Here is a 25,411-nt window from a genome sequence, read left to right as displayed (position 1 = left end):
CCTGGGAGGAATAAGATATGGAATTCTCAATTGATAATAATATCAATGACGGCGCAGTAATCAAAGTCATCGGAGTCGGCGGTGGCGGTGGAAATGCTGTGAACCGAATGATTGAAGAAAACGTCAAAGGTGTTGAATTCATTACGGCCAACACAGACGTGCAAGCATTAAAAAATTCAAAAGCTGAAACAGTTATCCAATTAGGACCAAAATATACTCGTGGTTTAGGGGCTGGTTCTCAACCAGAAGTTGGACAAAAAGCGGCAGAAGAAAGTGAACAATCCTTACGAGAAGCTTTAGACGGTGCAGATATGATTTTCATCACTGCAGGAATGGGTGGAGGAACTGGTACAGGTGCTGCGCCAATCGTTGCAGGGATCGCTAGAGAACTGGGCGCATTGACCGTTGGTGTCGTTACACGTCCGTTCACTTTTGAAGGACCTAAACGTGGCCGTTTTGCTGCAGAAGGTATCGCTCGTTTGAAAGAAAATGTCGATACATTATTGATTATCTCAAATAACCGTTTACTAGAAGTTGTAGATAAAAAGACACCAATGCTTGAAGCTTTCCGTGAAGCAGATAACGTTTTACGTCAAGGTGTACAAGGTATCTCTGACTTGATTACGGCACCAGGTTACGTTAACCTTGACTTTGCTGACGTGAAAACAGTGATGGAAAACCAAGGTACAGCATTGATGGGAATCGGTGTAGCTAGTGGAGAAGATCGCGTAGTAGAAGCAACGAAAAAAGCAATCTCCTCTCCATTGCTTGAAACATCTATTGATGGAGCGGAACAAGTACTTCTTAACATCACAGGCGGTTTGGATATGACATTGTTTGAAGCACAAGATGCTTCAGATATCGTAGCAAATGCAGCAACTGGCGATGTAAATATTATTCTAGGTACATCTATCAATGAAGAAATGGGCGATGAAATCCGCGTGACGGTCATCGCAACAGGTATCGATGAATCAAAAAAGGAGCGCAAGTCTAGCCGTCCAGCTAGACAAGCACAAATGCAATCACCTGCTCAAAAGACTGTATTAGATATGGATCAAGCTAAACCAACTTCTGCAGAAGAAGAAAACAGTTTTGGCGATTGGGATATCAGACGTGAACAAAATGTTCGTCCTAGAGTTGATGATTCCAATTTTGACAATATCGAAAAAAAAGAATTTGATACATTCAACCGCGAAGAAACAAAATCTCATGGCGATGATGAATTAAATACGCCACCGTTTTTCCGTCGTAAAAAATAAAGGAGAGGAAGAGCACATGATTGCTGACAACTTGCAGAAAATCAAGCAAGAAATTCAGGATTCGTGTGCTCTTGTTCATCGTGATCCGAAAGAAGTTACATTAGTAGCTGTAACAAAATCTGTTGAATCAGCTCAAGCTGAAGAATTGGTCAGAGCTGGCGTTATGAATTGTGCAGAAAACCGAGTAGATAAACTATTACAAAAGAAACAAGATTTATTTGATTTTCCCGAAATAAAGTGGCATTTAATTGGTAATTTACAGCGCAGAAAGGTAAAATTGATTGTAAATGAAATTGATTACTTTCATGCGTTGGACAGTTTAAGATTAGCAGAAGAAATCCAGAAGCGGTTAGAAAAAGAATTATCCTGTTTTATTGAAGTAAATGTTTCTGGTGAGGAATCAAAACATGGAATTTCACCAGATGAGCTTTTACCGTTTGTGGAATCTTTAGCTGCCTGCACAAAAATCAAGGTTGTTGGGTTAATGACTATGGCGCCTAAAGAAGCTTCTGATGAGCAAATCCATAAAGTGTTTGGTACGCTGAAAGAATTGCGTGATCTTGTTCAAGCAAAAGGTTATGCCCATGCACCATGTAATGAATTAAGCATGGGGATGAGTCAGGATTTTCAAATTGCGATTGAAGAAGGTGCAACATTTATCCGTGTAGGAACAGCGCTATTCAAAGACGAATAAAGGAGGAACAAAAATGCCGCTTTTAAACAGAGGAGCAATTGCTAATTTTTTCGGATTAGCTGATGAAGAAGAGTACGAATACCAAGATTATCCTGAAACAACAAAAAAGGCTGTACAGCCAACTAAAAAAAATACAGCACAGAATCAACCAACTCATTCTGTATCTGCTGCGAATACTCATGAGAAACAAAAAACGGCGACTTCACGTCCTGTAACGCATGAAAGTATTCAGCCGGCTGAAAAGAAAAAAGTAATTGAACTACATCAATCACCTACAAAAACTGTAGCGAAAGAAAGAACAGCTTCAAGAACGTCTACACAACCTAAAGCAAATCTTGCGGGAAAAATCACTGTGATGGAACCAAGAGCTTATTCTGAAGCGATGGCGATTGCTAAACGAATCATCGCTGGAGAAGCAACCTTAGTGAATTTTCATTTAGTGGAAGAAAAGCAAGCGAGAAGAATCGTTGATTTTCTAACAGGAACAGTTTATGCATTAGATGGAGATATCAAACGCGTTGGAGATGAGATTTTTCTTTGTACACCGACAGGGATGGAGATTGACAGTTCAACCGCTCAATCTTTTGCAGATGCGAATTTGTTTGATCTGTAAGAGGAGGAACTACGATTTATATTATTGCGCTATTACTTCATTTAATTCAACGGGCAGCCTATTTCTATAGCATTATCTTGATGGTATATGCTTTGCTCTCTTGGTTTCCAGGCGGTTATCAATCAGGATTAGGACGGTTTTTAGCTAAGATCTGTGAACCGTATATCAGTTTATTCGACCGTCTGCCTTTAAGGATCGGTCCTTTGGATTTCACGATTTTAGGGGCCATTCTAATCTTGAACTTAGCCGTACAAGGATTAGCACAGATCGTTATATGGATAACTATCCATTTAGTTTATTGATTCAAGCAACAAAATCTTTATTCTCAGAATAGATAGGAGGGGAAAATTTTGGATGCAAATGTATACCAGCACTTTCGGGCAGATGAACGTGCATTTATCGACTCAGTAGGTGATTGGATTGAACAAGTTCAAGGACAATATGCGCCATATCTGACTGAATTTCTTGACCCCAGACAATCCTATATTTTAGAAACACTGATTCGGCAAAGCAGTGATTTGCGTTTCATGTTTTATGGTGGATATGAACAGGCAGAAAGAAAAAGATGTTTGATTTTCCCCGATTATTACGAACCTGTAGAGGAAGATTTTGAAACAGCATTGTATGAAATCCATTATCCTAGCAAATTTACCAGTCTAAGTCATGGGAAAATCCTTGGGACTTTAGTGGGAACAGGTATCAAACGCTCTTACTTTGGCGATATCATCTCAGATGGCGATCGCTGGCAAGTATTTATTGCAAATGAGGTGGATCATTTTGTTGCTGCACAAGTAACAAAGATTGGAAAAGTTGCTGTACGCTTGGAACCAATCAAATACACAGAAATGATTTTGCCGAAAGACAGCTGGACACAAGAAAGAGGGACTGTTAGTTCTATGCGACTGGACAGTGTGATCTCTGAGATTTATAATATTTCCAGACAGCGGTCCAAGCAGCTGATCGAAGCTGGTAAAGTAAAAGTGAATTGGACAGAAAATACAAGACCTGATTTTGTACTTGAACTATTAGATATTATTTCAATCAGGGGTTACGGCAGAGTCCAGATCCAAGAACTTGAGGGGAAGACGAAAAAAGAAAAGTACAGGGTGTTGTTCGGTGTATTACGTAAATAAAATAAAAAGGTGGTTTACTCATGGCTTTAACTCCATTAGATATCCAAAATAAGACATTCCCAACAAAAATGCGGGGATATAATCAAGACGAAGTAGATGATTTCTTAGATTTAGTTGTTCGTGACTATGAAGAATTGACTCAAAGAAATCGTGAATTAGAAAAAGCAGTCAAACATTCAGAAGAAAAACTTGAGTATTTCAATGAATTGAAAGATGCATTGAACCAATCGATCATCGTAGCTCAAGACACAGCGGATAAAGTAAAAACAAGTGCAAGTAAAGAATCTGAAGTGATCGTTACTTCTGCACAAAACAAAGCAGATGAGTTAGTTGCGAATGCTGAAAAACGTGCACACCAATTAACAACTGATGCAGAAGAAAAAGCAAGAAAAATCTTGACAGATGCAACAGAAAAAGCAAGACAGCTTGCGACAGAAACAGAAGATCTTAAGAAAAAGACACGAGTATTCCATCAACGTATCAGCTTGATGCTTGAATCTCAATTGGAACAAGTGAAAAGTCCAGAATGGGACGAAATTTTACAACCATTCTCTAGCTATGTGACTGACAGCCATGAAGTGATCAAAGAAGTTTTAGCAAAACAGCTTGACAACGAAAATGATACTGATGTAAACTCAGACACAGGAGTCATAGAAGCACCTATGACGGCATTTGATACACAGGCTATCGATATCTCAATCGTACCTGGTGAACATGAAAACGAGTAGAACAGAAAAGCACTTTGTTATTCTTAAAGCGAGCCGATGAGAGTGGAAGATCGGTAAGACACTGCATCGTGAAAGATCCTCTACTTGAGACTGCTTTTCTGAAACTAGAGTAAGAAGCAGCGGCTGACCTCGTTATTGGTCACAGAGAGTTTGCATTAGATAGATGCAACTAAATTTGGGTGGTACCACGGCATGTTCGTCCCTTGCGGCTGAACATGCCTTTTTGTGTCCGGAAAATAAACGAAGGAGTGAATGGTTGAATGAAAATGAAAGAAACCTTGCAATTAGGAAAAACAAAATTCCCTATGCGTGGTAATTTGCCAAACCGAGAAGGCGAATGGCAAAAAGAATGGGAAGAAAATCAAATCTACCAAAAAAGACAAGAATTGAACGAAGGAAAACCTAGCTTTGTTCTTCATGATGGACCTCCTTATGCCAATGGAAATATCCATTTAGGGCACTCATTGAATAAAATCAGTAAAGACATTATCATTCGTTCAAAATCAATGTCTGGCTACCGCGCACCATATGTTCCAGGATGGGATACACATGGATTGCCAATCGAACAAGTGTTGGCTAATAAAGGCGTGAAACGTAAAGAAATGTCCATGGCAGAATATTTGGAAAAATGTCGTGAATATGCACTTTCCCAAGTAGATAAACAACGAGAAGATTTCAAACGCCTAGGAGTTGCAGGAGATTGGGAACATCCCTATGTTACATTAGACCCTTCGTATGAAGCTGCACAAGTACGCGTATTTGGTAAAATGGCTGAAAAAGGCTATATTTACAAAGGATTGAAACCCATTTACTGGTCTCCGTCAAGTGAGTCTTCTTTAGCGGAAGCTGAAATTGAATATAAAGATGTAAAATCTCCATCTATTTTTGTAGCTTTCAATGTCAAAGACGGTAAAGGCATCCTTGATGAAGATACAGCTTTCGTCATTTGGACGACAACACCATGGACATTGCCAGCAAACCAAGGTATTGCTGTAAATCCCAAATTTACGTATGTACTGGTCGAAGCTGATGGCCGTAAGTTTGTTGTAGCAAAAGATTTGCTAGAAACAGTTCAAACAGAAATCGGTTGGGAAAATGTAACGGTTCTAAAAGAATTTGCTGGCCAAGAAATGGAATATATGACTGCAAGTCATCCATTCTATGACCGTGAATCGCTCGTAATTTTAGGTGACCATGTTACTTTAGACGCTGGTACTGGATTAGTCCATACTGCTCCAGGACACGGGGAAGATGACTATATCGCCGGTAGCAAATATAAACTATCTGTAGTGTCACCTGTAGACTCAAAAGGGTTGTTTACAGAAGAAGCTCCTGGATTTGAAGGAATCTTTTATGATAAAGCAAATCCTATGATTACTGATTTATTAAAGGAAAAAGGAGCTTTGCTGAAACTAGATTTCTTTACCCATAGTTATCCTCACGATTGGCGGACGAAAAAACCTGTGATTTATCGTGCAACTCCACAATGGTTTGCATCTATCGATAAATTCCGTCAGAATATTTTGGATGAAGTAGAAAAAGTAGATTGGGTTATTCCATGGGGAAAAACACGTTTATATAATATGATCCGTGATCGCGGCGACTGGGTCATTTCTCGTCAACGTGCATGGGGAGTGCCGCTTCCGATTTTCTATGCTGAAAATGGTGAAGCAATCATCACGCCAGAAACAATCGAACATGTAGCAAAATTATTCGCTGAACATGGATCAATCATCTGGTTTGAAAAAGAAGCAAAAGAACTTCTTCCTGAAGGATTTACTCACCCAGGTTCTCCTAATGGCGAATTTACAAAAGAAAAAGATATCATGGATGTCTGGTTTGATTCTGGTTCTTCTCATGAAGCTGTTTTACGTCAACGACCAGAATTATCATTCCCAGCAGATATGTACTTAGAAGGATCAGACCAATATCGTGGCTGGTTCAACTCAAGTATCACGACAAGTGTGGCTATCAATGGCGTAGCACCATATAAATCAGTTATTTCTCAAGGATTTGCTTTAGATGGCGAAGGCCGTAAGATGAGTAAATCTTTAGGAAATATCATTGCACCAGAAAAAGTGATCAAACAATTTGGTGCAGATATCCTTCGCTTGTGGGTATCTAGTGTCGATTATGAAGCAGATGTTCGTGTATCTATGGATATCTTAAGTCAAGTGGCAGAGGTATATCGTAAGATCAGAAATACGATGCGTTTCTTATTAGCGAATACAGAAGATTTCGATCCTAAAAAAGATACTGTTTCGTACAATGATTTACGCTCTGTAGACAAATACATGACCGTACGATTGAACCAAGTAATCAAAGAAATCAGAGAAGAAGGATATGACAAATATAATTTCATGCATATTTACCGTACAGTTATGAACTTCTTGACTGTTGATCTATCGTCCTTCTACCTGGATTTTGCTAAAGATGTGGTTTATATCGAAGCAGAAGATGATTATCAACGTCGTTGTATGCAAACTGTTTTCTATCAAACAGCTGTAGCTTTGACGAAACTATTGACGCCTATCATTCCACATACGGCGGAAGAAATCTGGTCATTCCTGAAAGAAGAAGAAGCATACGTTCAGTTAAGCGAGTTTCCTGGCTATGAAGAGTTTGCGAACCAAGAGGAATTGATGGACACTTGGGCTGCTTTCATGGATTTCCGTGACAAGGTCTTAAAATCATTGGAAGAAGCAAGAAATAGCAAATTGATTGGTAAATCATTGGAAGCAAAACTAACTGTTTATCCAAAACAACAAGTTCGTGAAATGTTAAAAGCTTTGGATGCAGATATTGCACAATTGCTGATCGTTTCCCCAGACTACTTTGAAGTAATGGAAGCAGATGTACAAGTGCCAGATAATGCTGTGGTATTTGATGATGTTGCTATTACAGTGGAAAAAGCAGACGGAGAAACGTGCGATCGCTGTCGTCAAGTTCGTAAAGATGTAGGAGTAGATGAAAAACTTCCTCATCTATGCGGTCGTTGTGCAAAAATCGTTGAAGCATTCTATCCTGAAGCTGTAGCTGAAGGATTCGAAGAAAAGTAAAATGGAAAAGGGGTTGTGACATGTTTTTTGTCACAACCCCTTTTGTTATCAATCGATTAATTTTCCACGTTCGCGATACCAGTTATCTGGTTGCCAGATCCATTCGAATCCGTCTTTTTCAAGTAATTCGAAAGCTGCTTTAGGCCCCATTGATCCGGCCTTGTAGTTTGGAAAGTCCGGTTGTGTTTGGTCCCAAGCTTTGCGAATGACATCCACGATATGCCAAGATTGAGCGACTTCTTCCCAATGAGAGAAATTCGTTCCATCACCATTCAACGCATCTAGCAGTAATTTTTCGTAAGCTTCTGGGCTATTTTCAACCATTTCTGCACTATTTCGAAATTCTAATTTGATTGGTTCCGTTTCAAACCCTTGACCTACTTCTTTTCCATTCAGGGATAAAGAAAATCCTTCAGTTGGCTGGATATAGATCGTTAGAACATTCGGTGGGAGTGTCGTATCGTCACATGGTTCATCGACAGATGTTTTGAATACATTAACAGGAACCTGTTTGAACACGATATTGATCCGAGTACCTTTTTCAGTCAAACGTTTTCCTGTACGCACATAGAAGGGAACACCAGACCAACGGAAGTTGTCGATAGTGAATTTTCCTGCGACGAAGGTTTCGGTCTCTGATTGAGCATCCACTTTGTCTTCTTCTCGATAACCTTTGAATTGTACGCCATCTAATTCACCTTGAGCATATTGTCCACGAACGAAGTTTTCTAACACTTCTTCTTCGTTGTAGATGCGGATTGCTTTCAATGCTTTGATCTTTTCTGTACGGATTTCTTTTTCGGAAAATGCTACTGGTGGTTCCATTGCAAGTAATGCTACAACTTGCAAAATATGATTTTGCACCATGTCTTTCAGTGCGCCACTATGATCGTAGTAGCCCCCGCGATCTTCTACACCAAGGTTTTCACCAAAAGTGATTTGGATATTATCGATGTAACGATTATTCCATTGAGCCTCAAAAATATTATTGGCAAAACGGATAGCTGAGATGTTTTGGATCATTTCTTTCCCTAAATAATGATCGATCCTGAAAATATCTTGTTCTGGGAATACTTCTCTGATTTGCTGATTCAATTCGAAAGCAGATTGGTAATCCGATCCAAACGGTTTTTCTATAATCAAACGATTGAAGCCATTTTTTGTCATAATGTTTTGTGATTTTAAATGAGAAACGATCGTTCCGAAAAATTGAGGTGCCATGGCCAAATAATAGACGCGATTGCCGTTTAACTGATAGTGTCCATCTAATCGGTCAGACAATTCTTTTAATGTTTGATAATGTGTTGAATCATTTACATCATGGGATTGGTAGTAAAAATGACTAGCAAAAGTAGTTGCTTCTTCATCAGAAGGATTCAATGCACGGATCGTTTCTTTGACAACTTCACGGTAGTGTTCATCGCTCCAAGGACGGCGAGCGGTCCCGATCACGGCAAAATGCTCGCCTAAATTTCCTTTTCTGTAAAGGCGGAACAAAGACGGGTACAATTTACGTTGGGCTAGGTCACCTGTGCCGCCGAATATCGTAAACAATACATTTTTTTCATTAGACATGTAGATACACTCCTTTATATTTTATCGACAAAAATTGTGCTGGCCGCCTTGAAGCTGACGGGTATTTTCTTTCTATCATTTTGGATAGTGATTGGTCCTTCATAAGCTGCGATATCAACGATCTCATACTCTTCGTTGATATTCAGGTCAATTGTGACTAAGTAATCCAACAATTCTTTTTCATCAAGCACTCGTGCGATACGCACTTTTGTACCGACAGGATAAGATTCTAGTGTTTGCCGGCGTTCTTCATGGACGACTTCCTCTTTTTTAGGAATCGATCCTCCATGAGGACAATGTTCAGGATGATTCAAATAGTTTTCTAAATGATCTGCAAGATGTTCTGAAGTCACATGTTCCAATACTTCAGCATCATCGTGGACTTCATTCCAGCTATAGTCTAAATGTTCAACTAAAAAAACTTCCCATAAACGATGTTTGCGAATCAAACTGCTAGCTTTTTGCAGTCCGCTTGCAGTCAATTGTACACCTTGATAAGGGGAATGTTCTACAAGCTCTTCTTTCACAAGTTTAGAAATCATTTCACTGACAGATGCAGCCGAGACATCTAGGCTAGATACGATTTGTTTATTGTTGACTTTCGTTGTATCTCCGCCTAGTTCTAAAATGATTTTCAAATAATCTTCTCGATTTGGTGTCATATTCGATCATCCTTTCATGGTAAAAACCATCATTAGTAAGTGTAACAAAAAAAACGTTAATTGACTATTTTTCTAAATAAAAAACAAAGGATTTTTGGACGTTTTTACAACAAAAAACGAAAGACGAGAAAGAAGACTCATACTTTCGTTTATAGATATATATTGGGAGGTGTCTATTTTTCAGATGTCAACTTATACGAGACATCTGCAGATTCATCATAAAGAGTTTGTTCGGGATAAGAAAAGACAAGATAAAAACCGTATTGATCACGTACGACTAAACGCTGTTCATCTATTTCTACTACAGATGTGCCAAGTGACTGACCGTTGATCAAAAACGTGTAATCAGATGTAATCTGTAATTGTTGTTTTTGCTGGCTATCACTGAAGAACCATGTACCTTGATACCTCGAGAGTCTTTCAGATTTTTCCGCTTGTTTTTTCTTTTTCAAGTAAATCCAACTTGAGAGAACGGCAACGAGTGAACCAAGAAAATAGATCATTTTTTTTATCACCAAATCACTCCTTTATGAGAAAATCATCGTATAGAAACATTCTTCCTTCTTTATTTCATTGTACCGAATAAAAACTAAAATTTCTCTAAGACTTTCGACTGGTTTTTTTACTGTTTTTCCACAAATTATGATAGGATACATAGTAGGAAGACAGGTGACATAATTTGAAGTATCAGCAAGTTGAAACAGCTTTTTTTATTGACCGCCCGAATCGGTTTATTGCACATTGCATGAAAAAAGACGGAGAAATGATTATCGCGCATGTCAAAAATACAGGCAGAGGAAAAGAGGTCCTGATACCGGGCGCTGAAGTGGCTATTGTATTTGCTCCTGGACCTAAAAGGAAAACCGACTATGATCTGATTGCTGTAAAAAAGAAGGGTGATTGGTTCAATATCGATAGTCAATTGCCTAATCAGTTAGCAACTGACGGTATTTTAGACGGCACGATCCTTTTACCAGGATTAACTGGTCCATTTACAGCATACAAGCGGGAAGTAACTTATCTTCACTCCAAATTTGATATTTATTTGGAGACGGCGGCCGGACGAAAAGCATTTGTTGAAGTCAAAGGTATGACGCTTGAAAATAAAGCAATTGGTGCTTTTCCTGATGCGCCTACACTCAGAGGATTGAAACATGTTGGAGAATTAGCGTATGCCGCACAAGATGGTTATGCCGCTTATGTCTTGTTTATTGCTCAATTCGAACATCTTCATTTCGCAACGATCCATGAAGAAATGCAACCAGCACTAGCTGATATGGTTCGACATGCGCAGCAAAGTGGAGTGCAAATCCTCGCCTATAATTGTCAAGTAACGGCAGATGAGGTAACTGTCAAGCAGGCTATCCCATTTGATGTAGCTATCCCGTTTGAAGATCCTATACAATAGAAAGAAGGTAAAAAAATGATCAACTTAGGTATTATTGGAACAAATTGGATCACTCATCAATTTGTCCAAGCAGCTTTGAGCACAAAAAAATATGAATTGACAGCGGTATATTCTAGACATTTGGAAAAAGCACAGGAATTTGGTTCTCATTATGAAGGGGATATCGAATTTGCAACAGATTTGAAGACTTTTTTCAATATTGCTCATATGGACACTGTTTATATAGCTTCTCCAAATAGTCTTCATTTTAGTCAGACTAAGCAAGCAATTTTGGCAGGTAAAAATGTAATAGTGGAAAAGCCAGCTTTTTCGACGCCAAAAGAAATGGATGAAATCATCCATTTGGCAAATGAACACAATGTGTATTTTTTTGAAGCAGCAAGAAATATCCATGAAGCAGGTTTTAAAAAGATTGCCGATTACTTACCATTAAAAGACGAGATAATCGGTGCAAATTTCAGCTATATGAAATATTCTTCGCGTTATGACCAAGTATTAGATGGAGAAGAACCAAATATCTTCTCGACTCATTTCTCAGGTGGTGCATTGATGGATTTAGGTGTTTACCTTGTGTATGCAACTGTCGCTTGGTTTGGAATGCCAAAAGAAGTCCATTATTTCCCAAGAAAGATTTCTACTGGTGTGGATGGTCTTGGATGGGGAATCTTGCGTTATGATACTTTCGATGTATCGATCCAACCAGGTAAAATCGGTGATTCTTATCTGCCATCAGAGATCTATTTTGACTCAGGAACGCTAGTGATGAATGGCGTCAATGCAATCGAACAAGCAGAGTTTCATGATCGGGTACACGAAGAAATCATTGACTTAACAGTAACAGCTGCAGAAAATCCAATGGCAGATGAAGCAGAGGATTTTGCCAATGTCATGACTCATCCGAAAGATCCAGCTTGGGGATTATTGTATGAAGAGTGGATCGAGCTAGCTAGAAATGTGAACCAAGTGATTTATGATTTAAGAAAAAATGGTGGCATCAAATTCGATGCAGATAATGAGGAAGATTTTTAATGAACGAATTTGTACAAGTATTTCCCGAAAATTGGCAGAAAAATTATGAGAATAAAGGATTTATTACACCTTCTCTTATTCAACAGGCAGTTTTTCAGCCATTAAGCAATAAACAAAGCATAGTAGCCATCTCTCCAACAGGTTCAGGTAAAACACTGGCTTATCTTTGGCCGTTACTACTAAACGTAGAACCAGGTGAAGCAAGTGCGTTGGTTATCTTTGCATCTTCTCAAGAACTAGCTATTCAAGTAGCAGATGTTGCACGTGAATGGGGAAAAGACAAAGAATTGAAAGTCCAATCTTTGGTGGGCGGAGCAAACGTTAAACGACAAATTGAAGGTTTGAAGAAAAAACCAGAAATCTTGATTGGTACACCAGGAAGAATATTGGAATTGATGAAAGCTAAAAAAATAAAAGCACATCAAGTGAAAACAATGGTATTTGATGAAGCAGACCAGCTATTTGATGCGGGGAACAGCCAAATCATTGATCAGATCCTTCATCAAGCTCCGACAGAATATCAGCTAGCCTTTTTTTCAGCAACAGCAGATCGTTCCCTTGAAAGCATTGAAAAAATCACTGGGAAAACGTTTGAGACGATCGACGTGACAGCAGAAGATGATTCTCGAAAAGGCTTGAGACATTACTTTTTACGAGTGCCAATACGAAAGAAAGATGAATATCTAAGACGTCTCACTCACATAGAAGATTTTCAAGGTCTGATTTTCTTTAATCAACTGACTGAATTAGGTGTGATGGAAGAAAAATTGCTGTATAGAGGGGTACCTGTAGGAAGCCTGGCCTCTGATCAAAACAAGCTGCTCCGAAAAGCGGCGCTGGAACAATTCAAAAAGAAAAAGATCAGCGCACTTTTGACCACAGATGTGGCGGCTAGAGGTTTAGATATTACAGGACTTCCTTATGTCGTGAATGCAGAAGTGCCGTTAAGTGAAGAAGCTTACTTGCATCGTTCTGGAAGAACTGGACGAATGGGCAATGAAGGAACAGTGATCACACTCGTACAAGATAACAATTTAAGAGATTTGAAACGACTTTTACGTCCGACAAACATAACACTTGAAGAGATTTTTCTGCACGGAGGAAAGTTACAAACGGATCAACCAATCAAAGAAGATGTAGCTACCGCAGCGAATAACAAGTATAAGAAATCTTTTCCTGGGAAAGAACAAAATCCAGAGCATAACAAAAACAAATCAAGAAAAAAAGTTAAAAATAAATCAAAAAAAGAGAGAAATAAAGGAGCAAGGCGCAAATAAGCGCCTTTTTATGCTATGATTATGAAAACGGGAACAAAATTGGTTGCCAGAGGAGGGATTATGTGAAAGAACGTCAAGAAGAGATCTTGCATCTATTGACAGAAAACCAACAAGGATTGACAGCAAGTGACGTAGCTGAGCGCTTGAATATTGATCGAAGCAATGCAAGCCGATATTTAAGCGAACTGTATAAGGCTCATCATATTGTAAAAACCGCTGGCCGACCAGTCGTTTACTCCTTGCCAACGGAAAAATCAAAATCTGATGAAGTACATGTCGACTCTTCTACGCAAGTGACTTTTGAAACGCTCGTTGGAGAAAATGATTCTTTAAAAGTCAGCATACAGCAGGCAAAAGCAGCGATTCTTTATCCGCCGCGGGGGCTGCATACCATTATTTTTGGAGAAACTGGTACAGGGAAGTCGATGTTTGCGGAATGTATGTATCATTTTGCAATCGAATCTGAAATGCTTTCAGCCGATGCGCCATTTGTTTCTTTCAATTGTGCGGATTATGCTCAAAATCCCCAACTGCTCTTTGGACACATCTTTGGGATCAAAAAAGGGGCTTACACAGGAGCAGCGCAAGACAGTCCTGGTCTAATCGCCAAAGCAGACGGCGGTATATTGTTTTTAGATGAGATCCACCGTTTACCACCGGAAGGGCAGGAAATGCTGTTTACTTTCATCGATAAAGGTATCTATCGTCCACTTGGAGAAAGTGCACAAGTACATGAAGCATCAGTTCAGATCATTGGAGCAACGACTGAATCTTCAGAAAGCTTCTTGACTACCTTCAACCGACGGATCCCTATGGCTATCACCTTGCCAAACCTTGCTTCGCGTTCATTGGATGAGCGTTATGAGATCATCTCTCTTTTTATCAAACAAGAAGCGAACCGTTTGAATCAACGTATCGATATCGAAAAAGAAGCGATTCTTGCCTTCATGCTTTATGATGCGGAAGGGAACATCGGTCAAGTGAAACGAGACCTGAAATTAGTCTGTGCAAAATCTTTTTTACATTACCGAACGCATCATGAGAAAAAGCTGATCATTCGAAAAGAAGAACTTTCCCTTCAAGTACAAAAAGGACTACTGAAAATCAAAGAAATACCAGAACGCCTCGACCGATTCATGGACAGCAAGAGCCAGTATTTGACATTTGAACCAGGATTTGCTGATGTTGTCTGGTCACGAGATCCAGAAAGAAACATGCAAGTCTACAACGATATTGAGGAAAAAGTTACTTCTCTTTCTGAAACCGGTGTGGAGAACATCGATTTGGAGACGCTCATTTCAAAAGATGTGGATGCTTATTTTCAGACATATGTCAAAGAATTGACTAAAAGTTCAATCCCAAAAGATCTTTTGCCAGATGAAATCTGGCGGTTAACCAATCAATTGTATGATGTGGCTGAGAAACGGTTAGACCGTATTTATAATGAAAAAGCTCGTTTTGCTTTTGCTTTGCATTTGCAAAGTACATTGGATCGTGTGAGAGAAGGACATATGATTGTCCATCCAGATTTGAATAACGTACGAAAAAATTTTAAGAGGGAATTCCAGGTAGCAATCGATCTTTCGACAATCATTGAAGAAGAAGAACAAGTCGAGATTCCTTTTGATGAAATTGGCTTTATCAGTATGTTTCTTTCTATCAACTTAGGAGAAAGTGAGCCTGTTAAAGAAAACAAAGTAGATGTTCTCGTATTGATGCACGGCAGACAGACCGCTTCAAGTATGTTGGAGATGGCGCAAGAACTATTAGGAACAAAAGTAGGGAAAGCTTTTAATATGCCACTGGTTATGGAAGTTCAAACAATGTATGAAGAGGTCCTACAATATGTCAAAAATTATCAGGGGCATTTGACGAATGGCTTGCTTTTGTTAACAGATATGGGATCATTAAACACCTTCAGTGATTTGATTTATGAAGAGACTGGCATTCGGACGAAAGCTATCACAATGACAAGTACAATGATTGTGATAGAAGCGATACGGATGGCAAGTGTTGGAAGAAGCTTAGAAGACATCTATCAAAATATTCAGCTCTCCTTTGAATCAATCGTACGTGATCAGTTCAAAGCGGAAAAATCTGAAACTTTACAGCGTAAAAAAGCCGTCATCGTGACATGCTTTACTGGTGAGGGAGTAGCTGCCAAATTGTATCAACGGATTATGCCGGTGATTAATCAAGACAAAGTAGAACTGATCCAGATGCAGTTTTTAGAACGCGAATCATTCAAAAAACACATTGATGCCTTATTGGAAGAATACGAGATCAAAGCAATTGCAGGAACGGTTGACGTTGATTATCAAAATATCCCATTTTTTTCCGCCTATGACGTTTTTGATGATGAAAAATTGAATGTTTTAAAGCGTATAGCTGATGATGAGATTCCAACAGCTAAAATTGTTGATTCGCTTTCAGGATCATTAAGTGATGTCTTTTCTATTGATGAATTGATCCGCTCATTGCAAAAAACGGTTCAGCAGATCCAGACAGATTTGTCGATTATCGTAGAACCAGGAGTAGATACTGGAATTGTCATCCATTTAGCCTTCATGCTAGACGGATTGATCAAAAAAGAAACGCATCGGCAATTTGAGAAACTATCTATTTTCTCAAAAATTTACCGTTTGGAAATGGATATCATTCGAGCAAACTTGATGGCACTGGAACGGAAATATCAGGTAAAAATTTCAGAAGATGATATCGCGTTTCTTACACAAATGTTTCTTGAAAACAAAATAAAAAAATAAACACACTAATCATACTGTTTACACACTGGATATCAGTGTGCGCACTATATAAAAGAGCTAAAAAGCATGAAAACGCTATTTTAGCTCTTTTTTTCTTGGCATGCTTCTTGCATTATATAAAAGTGTAAAAAAAATAAAAGGAGTGTTAAAAATGGCAAAAAAAACAATTATGTTAGTTTGTTCAGCAGGGATGAGTACGAGTTTATTGGTCACAAAAATGCAAAAAGCAGCAGAAGAAAAAGGAATGGAAGCCGATATTTTTGCTGTTTCTGCCTCAGATGCAGATAATAATTTAGAATCTAAGAATGTCGATGTTTTATTATTAGGTCCTCAAGTACGTTTCATGAAAGCTCAATTCGAACAAAAACTTGCGCCTAAAGGTATTCCGTTAGATGTCATCAATATGCAGGACTATGGCATGATGAATGGAGAAAAAGTACTTGCACAAGCAGAAAATCTAATGAAATAAATCAAGTATGCAGTTGGGGGATAACAACGTGGAAGATCAACAAAATCTAGAAGCCATCATGGGACTCATCATGTTTGGCGGTAATGCAAAGAGCGACGCAATGGAAGCGATTGCGGCTGCTAAAATCGGTGATTTCGAGTTAGCGGATAGAAAAATCGCTGAGGCAGAAGAATCACTTATACAAGCACATCATGCACAAACAGACATGTTGACACAAGAAGCACAAGGAAATCATATGCAAGTGACGTTATTGACTGTTCATAGTCAAGATCATTTAATGACGTCTATTGCGTTTACTGATTTAGCAAAAGAAATCATCGAACTTTATCGTCGCGTATACAGCGAATAAATACAACTTCTTTTTTGAACGGAAGAAGAAAAATTTTTGAACGGATTTTTTATTTTGTTATAAAGAGAACTCTCTTTATATAAAAAACTTATAGGAGGAAGTAAAAAAATGAACGGACTAACAAGTTGGATGGAGAAATACATCCTGCCGGTTGCCGCAAAAATCGGAGCGCAAAAACATTTAGTTGCTTTGCGTGATGCTTTTATCGGCACACTGCCCGCAACAATGGCGGGATCAGTCGCTGTAATGATCAATGCAATTATTCGAGATTTACCGCAACAGTTTAACAGTACCTACGCTGACAGTTTAGCAGCAGACAAAGGAATCTTTGCCGTATTGAATGTCATCATCGGAATCAATGGTTTTGTCTGGAACGGTACACTAGCAATCGCCGGATTGATCTTTGCCTTTTCTTGGGGGTATAATCTTGCCCGAGCTTATGGAGTAAATGATCTAGCTGGGGGGATCGTTGGTCTAGCTACCTTGATTCAAGGTATTTCCTTTGGTCCAGCATTATCAGCAGCATTAGATGTGAATGTCCCCTCAAATGTCGCAGATGCAATCAATAGTTCTGAGATTGGTGCAACGATTGCAGATGGCACACTGTCAGTTGGATTATGGGGTTGGCTGAAACTAGATCATTTGAATGGAAACGCTTATTTTACAGTTATGATCATGGGGGCAATTTCAGTCATTATTTTTTGTAAATTGATGCTTGCTAACATTACGATCAAAATGCCTGATTCAGTACCACCAGCAGTATCTAAAGCATTTGCAGCCATTTTACCAGCGACGATCGCTTTATACGTCATTGCTATTATCAATTATATCGTAGGTCGTGTAGCTGATGGGCAACTAATCATTGATTTGGTACAAAAATATATTGCAGAACCATTCCTAGGATTATCCCAAGGGTTGGGAGCAGTATTGATCGTCACAGTGTTTGTTCAAGTATTCTGGTTCTTTGGTATTCATGGACCAAATGTATTGGCACCAGTGCTAGAGGGAATCTGGGGACAAGCACAACTAATCAATATTGATATTTTCCAAAAAGGTTATAACGGAAAAACTGGTACACCAGCCGTGTTAGACGCAATCGAAGATGGAAAAGCTTATATGTGGGTCCGTGGATCGTTCGATGCTTTTGCATGGTTTGGCGGATCAGGTGGAACGATCGTCTTACTGATAGCTATCTTGATTTTCTCTAAACGAGCGGATTATTTAACAGTAGCTAAATTATCCATTGGACCTGGTATTTTCAATATCAACGAGCCAGTGATGTTTGGTCTGCCGATCGTATTGAATGCAATCATGTTCATCCCATTCTTGATTGCTCCAGTAGTTGCGACAGCTATCGGTTGGTTAGCAACTTACTTTGGACTTGTAGCACCAGTTTCGCAACAAGTTACATGGGTAGTACCGCCGTTCTTATTGTCATTCTTAGCAACAGGAGCGGATTGGCGAGCACCAATCGTAACGTTGGTATGTATGGTCGTGACTTTCTTGATTTGGGCACCGTTTGTCATTTCTGCAAACAAAATGGACCCTGCCGCAGGCGAACAACAATAAGATGAATCTGAGGAGCGGGACGCTTTAAGTTTCGTTCCTCATAATGAATTTTCGAGGAGGAACTGAAATGATTTCAATTGCCAGTGCAATGCAACAAGATGCAATCAAAGAATTGTTAGAAGGATACAATGAAGAAGGAATGACATTTACGTTTAAAGAAAAACAAGGAATCAAAATGTTCTTTGAAACAAGTGCAGAAGATCCGGAAGCTGCGGCTAAAAAAGCAAAGGAACTAATCAAAGCACAGCCTTGGGGAACAGTCCTTTATTTTCAGTCAACAGCTGTTTAAGAAAATGGTTCAAAAAGATAGGATGGTTGATATGATAAAAAACGGTTTATTTTTATGTAGTATTGGTTCTTTGATCGTGTTGTATAGTTTGAATCCACATTCGCAAAGGTATGATTTGTATAGTATGGTCACGGGTCTTTTCCTAACAGGATTAGGAATCTACTTCTTCATGAAGGGGAAAAAAAGAGAAGAAGCAAAGGAGAAAAATAACTAATGGAAATCACAAAAAAATTAAATATTCCAGCGTCGTTTTTTTACGATAAAGTTATGGATTCTGTTCTTTTCGATGTACGTAAAGCGACCGGCAAATCAGTGACCAGAAAACAGCTGAAAAATTTGGAGTACGTCAAACAATTCTCGCAAAATAACCGGGCTCGTATAAAAATCGAAGAAGTCATTGAAAACCAGTCTTATAAGTTTCGTACATCGACAACGAAGAATGAATTCGTTGTTCATTATCAAATCAAACCAGTAGACGATTCGACCTGTGAGGTTCATTACACAGAAAAAATGGAGTCTTATGGCATGCTTCAAAAGTTGAATGATATGCTTTTAGGAACGATCTTGATGTACTTTAAGCGGAGACGTTTCAAAAAAATGCTAGAGATGATCGAAGCAACGTATTAAACCAGTAAAAAAATGGTACTATTTAGTTATTGAAAAATGAAGTAAGCTAGAAGAGATTTTTCAGAGGAAGCGAGGTCTTTCCTGAGATTCCTCACTAGCTTTTTTGTAGGAAGGGGCAGCAAAATGACAAAACAAGTAAGGGAGCTAGGGGGATCTTCGATTGAGGAAATGTTTGCTTTAGCCACATATGCATTTAATGGGGCAGATACACCTGAAAGGAGAGAACGTTTTCGTACACTTGCGGAGAATTCCTGGAATTACGGTTTTTTTGATGAGGAGGATCGGCTAACAAGTCAAGTCATGGCGACTCCTTTTCCAGTGAATTTTTACGGACAAGAGTATTTAATGGCCGGTATTGGCTATGTTGCTTCTTATCCTGAAGCAAGGGGACAAGGCGGAATCAATCAGATCATGGAAAAGATCCTTGAAGATTGCCGTGATCGTAAAGTAAGCTTATCTTATCTGGCGCCATTCTCCTATCCCTTCTATCGGCGCTATGGCTATGAACAATCGTTTGATAAAATCAGGTATCAACTAAACAGTCGTGACGTGCCGTTTACCAAAAAAAAATCTGGCAAGATGAAGCGTATGAATTTCGAAGATGCAAAAGCTGCTATCAAACGAATTTATGAACAGATGCCTGAAAACCAACGAGCTGGTCTGAAGCGCGAAGACTGGTGGTATACGTATAAATTCAAGCAAAAAGGTAATTATCAGTTTGCTTTGTATTTTGATGAGACTGGGGAAGCAACGGGCTATGTCGTTTACCAGCTTGCAGCGCCTTCCTTTATTATTGTGGAATGGGGATTTTTGAATCATGATGCCTTTTGCAGTCTTGTCCGCTTTGTAAGTTCCCATAACGGTGCTTTTGAAACATTTGAATATTCATGTGGCTACGGTGGCAATGATCAAAATTATCTATTAGCAAATCCATTTGCTTCTGTAACGATCACACCTTATATGATGGCGAGGATCGTAGATATTTCTTTGTTTTTGGAAAAATATCCATTTAGAAAGAAACAAGCTGCCTTTGCCCTTCAGATAGAAGAAGATCAGTATGCAAAATGGAATGAAGGAATCGTGGAAGTAACGATCAAAAATGGAAAAAACCATCTCTCAAAAGTAGAACAAACAGCATTACCTATCGTTCGCGGAAGTATCCAACATATCACACAGCTATTATTAGGATATCGTAAAGTTGAAGAGCTGGTATTCCAAGAGAGGATACAGGTGGCAAAAGAATATGAAGAAACGTTAAGCTCGATCTTGCCACAGCAACAGCCAATCCTTAATGACTATTTTTGATAAAAAAAGGGTGATGACAATATTTTTTTCACCACCCTTTTGTTTTTTCGTTTGGCATTTGAAGGAAAATGTTAAAGTAAATCCTCTTTTTTCGTAAATTTGAATTTTTTGTTTTCTTTTGTTTTAGGGTTTTCTTTTTTGTGGTCTTGGATTGCTTCTTTCGTAATCTTTTCCCGATTTTTTTTAGATGAATCTAAGCGTTCGGCATATACTTTTTCTTTTGGCTTATCATTCATTGGAAAGAACCTCCCTGTATTATTTCATTCTACTCCTAGTTTATCATCTGTTAAGAGCTAGTGGAAACGATTTGCCTAACTTACAAGCTGATTTTTTTAGCAGATAAGCTTGCAAGTAAAAAACAAACAAGCTACAATTGATTTATTGAAATTGTTCCTGTAGCTCAGTAGGATAGAGCAATCGCCTCCTAAGCGATAGGTCGCTGGTTCAATTCCAGTCAGGAACGTACAAATAACCCCTGTATCCTTTGTGATACAGGTTTTTTTATTTTAAAACAACGAAAATTAAATATTTTATAATTAAAAAAACTTCATTTTTTATTGATATAAGGGTATAATTTTTATTGAAGGAAGGTGATAAAAAAACATTTTCATTAAAACGGAAAGTAAAAAATAAAAATAAAAATGAAAGAGGGAGAAAAATTAAAAAAATGGATTCTTAGCGCTACATTGATTATTTTACTTAGGGCTTTCGCAGATGCAAGGGTAATAGAACAAAGTGGTTTTACTGGTAGGCGCGTAGCTTTTCCAATGCTATGGAGCTAGATCCTTTCTAGTGGGCATAAGTATGTTTAACTTCTTATGTTAACCTGGACATATAATGTACAGGCGCACTACATAGAGAATCACGAAAGTGGGATAGTACTAAGTATAGTTGATACAAACAGCACTTCACAGCTAGAATAATTGGAAAGTCAGAAGTTTTTTGTTCGATTTGAAATACCTAGTTAGTTTGAATACGTACATAAAGAATCTTCTTATTTAGCACTTAATAAAAAATATAAAAAACATTTAAAAGAGAAATCAAAGGTTTTCTCAATCTTTGATAAAAAAGGAGGAAGTAGAAAATGAAAAAAGCAAAATTGATACTTAGCACAATCGTCTTGACATCTTTAAGTAGTGGGTTTTTAGGGAGTGGGACGGTGGATGCCAGTGCATATAATAATAAAGTTGTTTCGCTTCGAGCTGCTAGTGACACAACGCTTACTGTGTCACGCATACCTTATAATCCTATTCTATATTTTGAAATTGGAATGGAAAATTATAATCAATCTGACTCAACCCAACGTTGGGTAATGGAGTACAATGCAAATGCCGGTGGTTATTATATCCGGGAGCAGATTCCGGGAGGTATGAATTCTAGTCCGAATTATATTTGGAGGGATAGCAGGGGAGGAGGCTTTGTGGACTTCTCGAGTAACAGAGAGAATGTAGGGACTCTGTGGAAGTTATATTCAGCCGGACAGAACTCGTTGGGAAATATATATTTTATAGAAAATATGTCAAGCGGGACCTATTTGAATTGGAGCAGAGGAGGTCATACTGATCTGGGGGTGTTTTCTACTGCATTTGATTGGAATCGTGAGCAAAGATTCATTGTGCAAGTTGAAGGAGAAGTTTAAAAGATAAAATGGAAGTACACTAATACGTTCAATCTTTTTGACTTATATCTAGAGAGTGGGGCAATAATCAGATTTTTTTCTGACTATTGTCCCACTCTCTTTTTTATATGTTTTTTTTTATTTTATTTGTGCTAACAAGATTTTGCTCAAGCCCAATCTCCATTACGGAAAATCGGTACTGTAGAACCGTCTTCGCGGATTCCATCGATATCCATCTTGTCAGATCCTACCATGAAATCTACGTGGGTTTGACTTCTATTCAAACCAGCTTCTGCTAATTCCTCGTCGGACATTTCTGTACCGCCTTTCACACTGAAGGCATAAGCAGACCCTAAGGCTAAATGGTTCGATGCGTTTTCATCAAATAATGTATTGAAGAAAATGACACCAGATTGAGAAATAGGGGAAGGGTCGGGAACAAGTGCTACTTCTCCTAGACGACGCGCACCTTCATCGGTATCAAGCAGTTTTGCTAAGACATCTTCGCCTTGTTCGGCAGAAAAGTCAACTACTTTTCCATCTTTGAAAGTAAATTTCATACCAGAGATGATCGTACCAGCATAACTTAGCGGTTTTGTGCTTGAAATATACCCATCTACTCGATGACTGTCAGGTGCGGTGAACACTTCTTCTGTTGGCATATTTGCCATGAATTTTTCCCCTCGAGCATTGTAGCTTCCAGCACCTTCCCAAAGATGGTTTTTAGGCAATCCAATGATGATATCCGTACCAGGAGCAGTGTAGTGCAGGGCAGAAAATTGTTCTTGATTCAATTCTTCTGCTTTTTTTGCTAATTTCTCATCGTGTTTTTTCCATGCTAAAACAGGGTCTTCTTCGTAGACACGAGTTGTTTTGAAAATTTGATCCCATAATGCATCAACTTGTTCTTCTTCTGGCAGATCTGGAAAAACTTTTGCTGCCCATTGTTTACCAGCAGCAGCTACAACAGTCCAACTGACTTTATTTGCCTGAGTTGCCTTGCGCAAATTCATTAGTGCTTTACCGGCAGCTGCTTGATAAGATGCTACTCGTTGGCTGTCTACACCGGCAAACGCATCAGGGTCGGCAGAAACGACACTGATCCTGCTTGCTCCTTTTTCAAGCCATTCATCCGCTTGATCGATTTTAGATTGTGGTACATTCTCAATACGATCTGTTGCTGCATGTAAAAAAAATTCTCTTTGAATCTGATCATCCGTCCATTGAACGATGACTTCAGCAGCTCCTAATTTGTAAGCTTCTTGTGTGATCAAGCGAGCAAGGGGTGCTTGGTCCACACTGATCTGTAAAACGACTGTGTGACCTTTTTCTGTGGCCACGCCAGTTTCTGCAATTAAGCGTGCATATTTTTTTAGAAGGTCATTAAAATCGGATAACATAATAAAAATTCCTCCTCACCATTTTTTCTGGTAACTATTAGCATGATACCATTTAATCATGATTCAAACAATGTAGCTTTAAATAAAAAAAGGAGGTTATTTTTTTATGGTTGCGTTTCACATTCTATGACACGACTTGCTATTTTAGCTTGTGAAGAAAATCGAAAACTAATTTTGCATATCAAAAAAAACATGTTACAATAAAATTAATCAATGGTGGAAGCGTTATAAAAAAATTGAGGAGATTAAAAAAATATGGCAAGAAAAAAGACGATTACTAAAGAACAGATTTTGGCAGCTGCTTATGAAGTAGCTGCCACCGAGGGATTTACACGATTTACTGCGAGAAACATCGCGAACAAAATGAATTGTTCCACGCAGCCGATCTATCTTGAGTTCAAAAATATGGATGATTTGAGACAAGCACTTTTTGAACAAATCTATGATTATTTGCAATACGAAGTGTTTCCAGTTGAGCATACAGGGAATACGATTATCGATCTTGCTTTTAATTATATCCATTTTGCAAGAAGAGAGAAGAAGTTGTATCGTTCACTGTACTTAGAAGAATATGGTGGAGGAAAAGAGATGCAAAATTTCTCTTATACTTACTTTGTGAATACAGTGAAACGGGACCCAACCTATGCGGATCTTTCAGAAGAGCAGATCGAATCCTTGCATAACGGTACATGGATCATAGCTACCGGGATTGCAGCTTTGATGTCTTCAAGCATTATCCATCCAACTGATGAGCAGATTGAAAAAATGATCCAAGACAGCATTGATGCAATCTTGAATCTCAAAGAACCAATCGAAATCGATTGAATATACTCAAGAGTTTCACAAATCAGTAGATAACAAGAGATGTGTCAACATAAGGAAAATTTCGTTTTTCTTACAGCGTATACATTTTTAACTCCCGAAGAACTCTTCCATAAATACAATAAAAGAGCCGTCTAGATTGATTCAATCTGGACGGCTCTTTTATATCTCAAGCATATTAAAGTTTTGCGACTAATTCTTTAGCGAAAGCTTCTAGATTCTCGATATCTTCTTCCTCAGCATTTAAGTCTACTTTTACATTTTCTGCGCCTTTTGATGCGCCTGTTTTTCCAAAAGCAGCATCGAAGTCATCCACTGATTTACAGAATTCATCGTAAAAAGTATCACCAGATCCGCAGACGCCGTAGATTTTTCCTGATAGATCCAACTCTTGCAAGTCTTCATAAAAATCTACAATCTCATCAGGAAGATCGCCATCATCGTATGTATAAGTAGCTACGACGCAAATATCTGCCTCCTCGAATTCATCTGCATCTACTTGGGTACATTCGTTGATTTCGACTTCGATATCCATATTTTCAAATGCTTCTGCAACAATATCGGCGATTTCTTCAGTATTTCCTGTCATGCTAGCATATACGATTTTTGCTAAAGCCATGATGTGCCTCCTTGTTTAAAATTATTTAACAATTATGAATTATACCAAAACATCGTTGAAAAGAAAATAAAACCTAGAGACACATGGGAAATGTCATTTGGCTAAATGTATGCCGCTATGTTAAAATGAGAGAGATTTGTAA

The 25,411-nt window shown here is 38.5% G+C and carries 26 protein-coding genes and 1 tRNA gene; 21 read left to right on the top strand and 6 right to left on the bottom strand.

The genetic code is table 11. From position 1 onward, the window contains the following. Positions 1-17 precede the first annotated feature (17 nt). From ftsZ to ileS, 7 genes are all read left to right on the top strand, one after another. A complete protein-coding gene (gene ftsZ, locus AB3I00_RS07045) occupies positions 18-1,259 on the top strand; it encodes a cell division protein FtsZ (protein WP_002291854.1) in 1,242 nt (413 codons plus the stop codon). Positions 1,260-1,275: 16 nt separating this feature from the next. Next, entirely contained in the window at positions 1,276-1,953 is a 678-nt protein-coding gene (locus AB3I00_RS07040; protein ID WP_002310280.1) for a YggS family pyridoxal phosphate-dependent enzyme, read from the top strand. A 13-nt stretch (positions 1,954-1,966) separates the two neighbouring features. Continuing rightward, complete coding sequence (locus AB3I00_RS07035; protein WP_368024991.1) at positions 1,967-2,566, top strand: cell division protein SepF; 600 nt, start codon at positions 1,967-1,969, stop codon at positions 2,564-2,566. 14 nt (positions 2,567-2,580) lie between these two features. Continuing rightward, positions 2,581-2,868 (top strand): YggT family protein, encoded by a 288-nt coding sequence (locus AB3I00_RS07030; RefSeq protein WP_073357513.1) that lies wholly within the window; start codon positions 2,581-2,583, stop codon positions 2,866-2,868. A gap of 48 nt (positions 2,869-2,916) precedes the next feature. Then, positions 2,917-3,699: an RNA-binding protein gene (locus AB3I00_RS07025; RefSeq protein WP_368024990.1), complete on the top strand. Its 783-nt coding sequence runs from the start codon at positions 2,917-2,919 to the stop codon at positions 3,697-3,699. 20 nt (positions 3,700-3,719) lie between these two features. Beyond that, on the top strand, positions 3,720-4,427 hold the full coding sequence (locus tag AB3I00_RS07020) for a DivIVA domain-containing protein (protein WP_002291846.1): 708 nt from the start codon (positions 3,720-3,722) through the stop codon (positions 4,425-4,427). 260 nt (positions 4,428-4,687) lie between these two features. After that, positions 4,688-7,486, top strand: a complete 2,799-nt coding sequence (ileS, locus tag AB3I00_RS07015; protein WP_024634776.1) for an isoleucine--tRNA ligase — start codon at positions 4,688-4,690, stop codon at positions 7,484-7,486. A gap of 48 nt (positions 7,487-7,534) precedes the next feature. Here ileS and zwf read toward each other — a convergent pair whose 3' ends face one another. The 3 genes from zwf to AB3I00_RS07000 form a co-directional block, all read right to left on the bottom strand. Continuing rightward, positions 7,535-9,061 carry a glucose-6-phosphate dehydrogenase gene (gene zwf / locus AB3I00_RS07010; protein WP_002291842.1) on the bottom strand — a complete coding sequence of 509 codons (1,527 nt, stop codon included), beginning with the start codon at positions 9,059-9,061 and terminating at the stop codon, positions 7,535-7,537. A gap of 14 nt (positions 9,062-9,075) precedes the next feature. Then, positions 9,076-9,723, bottom strand: coding sequence for a metal-dependent transcriptional regulator (locus AB3I00_RS07005; protein WP_002286616.1), 648 nt, complete (start codon positions 9,721-9,723; stop codon positions 9,076-9,078). A gap of 173 nt (positions 9,724-9,896) precedes the next feature. Continuing rightward, positions 9,897-10,226 (bottom strand): DUF4828 domain-containing protein, encoded by a 330-nt coding sequence (locus tag AB3I00_RS07000; RefSeq protein ID WP_002375263.1) that lies wholly within the window; start codon positions 10,224-10,226, stop codon positions 9,897-9,899. Positions 10,227-10,402: 176 nt separating this feature from the next. Here AB3I00_RS07000 and sfsA point away from each other — a divergent pair, with 176 nt between their 5' ends. The 11 genes from sfsA (at position 10,403) to AB3I00_RS06945 (ending at position 20,810) form a co-directional block, all read left to right on the top strand. Next, on the top strand, positions 10,403-11,131 hold the full coding sequence (gene sfsA, locus AB3I00_RS06995; protein ID WP_047937369.1) for a DNA/RNA nuclease SfsA: 729 nt from the start codon (positions 10,403-10,405) through the stop codon (positions 11,129-11,131). A 15-nt stretch (positions 11,132-11,146) separates the two neighbouring features. Further along, the gene (locus AB3I00_RS06990) at positions 11,147-12,160 is read left to right on the top strand and encodes a Gfo/Idh/MocA family protein (RefSeq protein ID WP_368024989.1); all 1,014 of its coding nucleotides are present in this window, start codon (positions 11,147-11,149) and stop codon (positions 12,158-12,160) included. Continuing rightward, complete coding sequence (locus tag AB3I00_RS06985; protein WP_002291838.1) at positions 12,160-13,437, top strand: DEAD/DEAH box helicase; 1,278 nt, start codon at positions 12,160-12,162, stop codon at positions 13,435-13,437. Before AB3I00_RS06990 ends, AB3I00_RS06985 begins: the two co-directional genes overlap by 1 nt. 62 nt (positions 13,438-13,499) lie before the next feature. Then, complete coding sequence (locus tag AB3I00_RS06980; protein WP_368024988.1) at positions 13,500-16,202, top strand: sigma 54-interacting transcriptional regulator; 2,703 nt, start codon at positions 13,500-13,502, stop codon at positions 16,200-16,202. A gap of 151 nt (positions 16,203-16,353) precedes the next feature. Then, the gene (locus tag AB3I00_RS06975; RefSeq protein WP_002286606.1) at positions 16,354-16,671 is read left to right on the top strand and encodes a PTS sugar transporter subunit IIB; all 318 of its coding nucleotides are present in this window, start codon (positions 16,354-16,356) and stop codon (positions 16,669-16,671) included. A gap of 28 nt (positions 16,672-16,699) precedes the next feature. Further along, a complete protein-coding gene (locus AB3I00_RS06970) occupies positions 16,700-17,020 on the top strand; it encodes a PTS lactose/cellobiose transporter subunit IIA (protein WP_368024987.1) in 321 nt (106 codons plus the stop codon). A 108-nt stretch (positions 17,021-17,128) separates the two neighbouring features. Further along, positions 17,129-18,589 (top strand): PTS sugar transporter subunit IIC, encoded by a 1,461-nt coding sequence (locus AB3I00_RS06965; protein WP_002292902.1) that lies wholly within the window; start codon positions 17,129-17,131, stop codon positions 18,587-18,589. Between the two features lie 67 nt (positions 18,590-18,656). After that, entirely contained in the window at positions 18,657-18,878 is a 222-nt protein-coding gene (locus AB3I00_RS06960) for a hypothetical protein (RefSeq protein ID WP_002292901.1), read from the top strand. A gap of 31 nt (positions 18,879-18,909) precedes the next feature. Continuing rightward, positions 18,910-19,092 carry a DUF3188 domain-containing protein gene (locus AB3I00_RS06955; protein WP_002286596.1) on the top strand — a complete coding sequence of 61 codons (183 nt, stop codon included), beginning with the start codon at positions 18,910-18,912 and terminating at the stop codon, positions 19,090-19,092. Beyond that, the gene (locus AB3I00_RS06950; protein WP_002315398.1) at positions 19,092-19,505 is read left to right on the top strand and encodes a DUF3284 domain-containing protein; all 414 of its coding nucleotides are present in this window, start codon (positions 19,092-19,094) and stop codon (positions 19,503-19,505) included. Before AB3I00_RS06955 ends, AB3I00_RS06950 begins: the two co-directional genes overlap by 1 nt. A gap of 123 nt (positions 19,506-19,628) precedes the next feature. Further along, complete coding sequence (locus AB3I00_RS06945; protein ID WP_104764463.1) at positions 19,629-20,810, top strand: enhanced intracellular survival protein Eis; 1,182 nt, start codon at positions 19,629-19,631, stop codon at positions 20,808-20,810. Between the two features lie 71 nt (positions 20,811-20,881). Here AB3I00_RS06945 and AB3I00_RS06940 read toward each other — a convergent pair whose 3' ends face one another. Continuing rightward, a complete protein-coding gene (locus tag AB3I00_RS06940) occupies positions 20,882-21,046 on the bottom strand; it encodes a hypothetical protein (protein ID WP_002286676.1) in 165 nt (54 codons plus the stop codon). 153 nt (positions 21,047-21,199) lie between these two features. Here AB3I00_RS06940 and AB3I00_RS06935 point away from each other — a divergent pair. Both AB3I00_RS06935 and AB3I00_RS06930 read left to right on the top strand, forming a co-directional pair. Then, positions 21,200-21,273, top strand: a tRNA-Arg gene (locus AB3I00_RS06935). A 621-nt stretch (positions 21,274-21,894) separates the two neighbouring features. Then, a complete protein-coding gene (locus AB3I00_RS06930; protein ID WP_104764464.1) occupies positions 21,895-22,449 on the top strand; it encodes a hypothetical protein in 555 nt (184 codons plus the stop codon). Between the two features lie 146 nt (positions 22,450-22,595). Here the strand turns inward: AB3I00_RS06930 and AB3I00_RS06925 are convergent, their stop codons facing one another. Further along, the gene (locus tag AB3I00_RS06925; protein ID WP_368024986.1) at positions 22,596-23,828 is read right to left on the bottom strand and encodes an aminopeptidase; all 1,233 of its coding nucleotides are present in this window, start codon (positions 23,826-23,828) and stop codon (positions 22,596-22,598) included. A gap of 255 nt (positions 23,829-24,083) precedes the next feature. Between AB3I00_RS06925 and AB3I00_RS06920 the strand changes: the two genes are divergently transcribed. After that, on the top strand, positions 24,084-24,653 hold the full coding sequence (locus tag AB3I00_RS06920) for a TetR/AcrR family transcriptional regulator (protein WP_002315341.1): 570 nt from the start codon (positions 24,084-24,086) through the stop codon (positions 24,651-24,653). A 175-nt stretch (positions 24,654-24,828) separates the two neighbouring features. Here the strand turns inward: AB3I00_RS06920 and AB3I00_RS06915 are convergent, their stop codons facing one another. After that, positions 24,829-25,269, bottom strand: coding sequence for a flavodoxin (locus AB3I00_RS06915; RefSeq protein ID WP_002292892.1), 441 nt, complete (start codon positions 25,267-25,269; stop codon positions 24,829-24,831). Between the last annotated feature and the right edge of the window lie 142 nt (positions 25,270-25,411).

Origin of the sequence: Enterococcus sp. C76, from assembly GCF_040886985.1 — a bacterium.
GTDB lineage: Bacteria > Bacillota > Bacilli > Lactobacillales > Enterococcaceae > Enterococcus_B > Enterococcus_B lactis.
The sequence above is the reverse complement of the archived record's forward strand: the minus strand, read 5'-3'. Positions and strand labels throughout refer to the sequence as shown.

Bases quoted from the DNA above. Each gene is read 5' to 3' on its own strand.
- ftsZ (WP_002291854.1), top strand. From the start codon at position 18: ATGGAATTCTCAATTGATAATAATATCAATGACGGCGCAGTAATCAAA.
- AB3I00_RS07040 (WP_002310280.1), top strand. From the start codon at position 1,276: ATGATTGCTGACAACTTGCAGAAAATCAAGCAAGAAATTCAGGATTCG.
- AB3I00_RS07035 (WP_368024991.1), top strand. From the start codon at position 1,967: ATGCCGCTTTTAAACAGAGGAGCAATTGCTAATTTTTTCGGATTAGCT.
- AB3I00_RS07020 (WP_002291846.1), top strand. From the start codon at position 3,720: ATGGCTTTAACTCCATTAGATATCCAAAATAAGACATTCCCAACAAAA.
- ileS (WP_024634776.1), top strand. From the start codon at position 4,688: ATGAAAATGAAAGAAACCTTGCAATTAGGAAAAACAAAATTCCCTATG.
- zwf (WP_002291842.1), bottom strand. From the start codon at position 9,061: ATGTCTAATGAAAAAAATGTATTGTTTACGATATTCGGCGGCACAGGT.
- AB3I00_RS07005 (WP_002286616.1), bottom strand. From the start codon at position 9,723: ATGACACCAAATCGAGAAGATTATTTGAAAATCATTTTAGAACTAGGC.
- AB3I00_RS07000 (WP_002375263.1), bottom strand. From the start codon at position 10,226: ATGATCTATTTTCTTGGTTCACTCGTTGCCGTTCTCTCAAGTTGGATT.
- AB3I00_RS06990 (WP_368024989.1), top strand. From the start codon at position 11,147: ATGATCAACTTAGGTATTATTGGAACAAATTGGATCACTCATCAATTT.
- AB3I00_RS06985 (WP_002291838.1), top strand. From the start codon at position 12,160: ATGAACGAATTTGTACAAGTATTTCCCGAAAATTGGCAGAAAAATTAT.
- AB3I00_RS06975 (WP_002286606.1), top strand. From the start codon at position 16,354: ATGGCAAAAAAAACAATTATGTTAGTTTGTTCAGCAGGGATGAGTACG.
- AB3I00_RS06965 (WP_002292902.1), top strand. From the start codon at position 17,129: ATGAACGGACTAACAAGTTGGATGGAGAAATACATCCTGCCGGTTGCC.
- AB3I00_RS06960 (WP_002292901.1), top strand. From the start codon at position 18,657: ATGATTTCAATTGCCAGTGCAATGCAACAAGATGCAATCAAAGAATTG.
- AB3I00_RS06955 (WP_002286596.1), top strand. From the start codon at position 18,910: ATGATAAAAAACGGTTTATTTTTATGTAGTATTGGTTCTTTGATCGTG.
- AB3I00_RS06950 (WP_002315398.1), top strand. From the start codon at position 19,092: ATGGAAATCACAAAAAAATTAAATATTCCAGCGTCGTTTTTTTACGAT.
- AB3I00_RS06945 (WP_104764463.1), top strand. From the start codon at position 19,629: ATGACAAAACAAGTAAGGGAGCTAGGGGGATCTTCGATTGAGGAAATG.
- AB3I00_RS06940 (WP_002286676.1), bottom strand. From the start codon at position 21,046: ATGAATGATAAGCCAAAAGAAAAAGTATATGCCGAACGCTTAGATTCA.
- AB3I00_RS06930 (WP_104764464.1), top strand. From the start codon at position 21,895: ATGAAAAAAGCAAAATTGATACTTAGCACAATCGTCTTGACATCTTTA.
- AB3I00_RS06925 (WP_368024986.1), bottom strand. From the start codon at position 23,828: ATGTTATCCGATTTTAATGACCTTCTAAAAAAATATGCACGCTTAATT.
- AB3I00_RS06920 (WP_002315341.1), top strand. From the start codon at position 24,084: ATGGCAAGAAAAAAGACGATTACTAAAGAACAGATTTTGGCAGCTGCT.
- AB3I00_RS06915 (WP_002292892.1), bottom strand. From the start codon at position 25,269: ATGGCTTTAGCAAAAATCGTATATGCTAGCATGACAGGAAATACTGAA.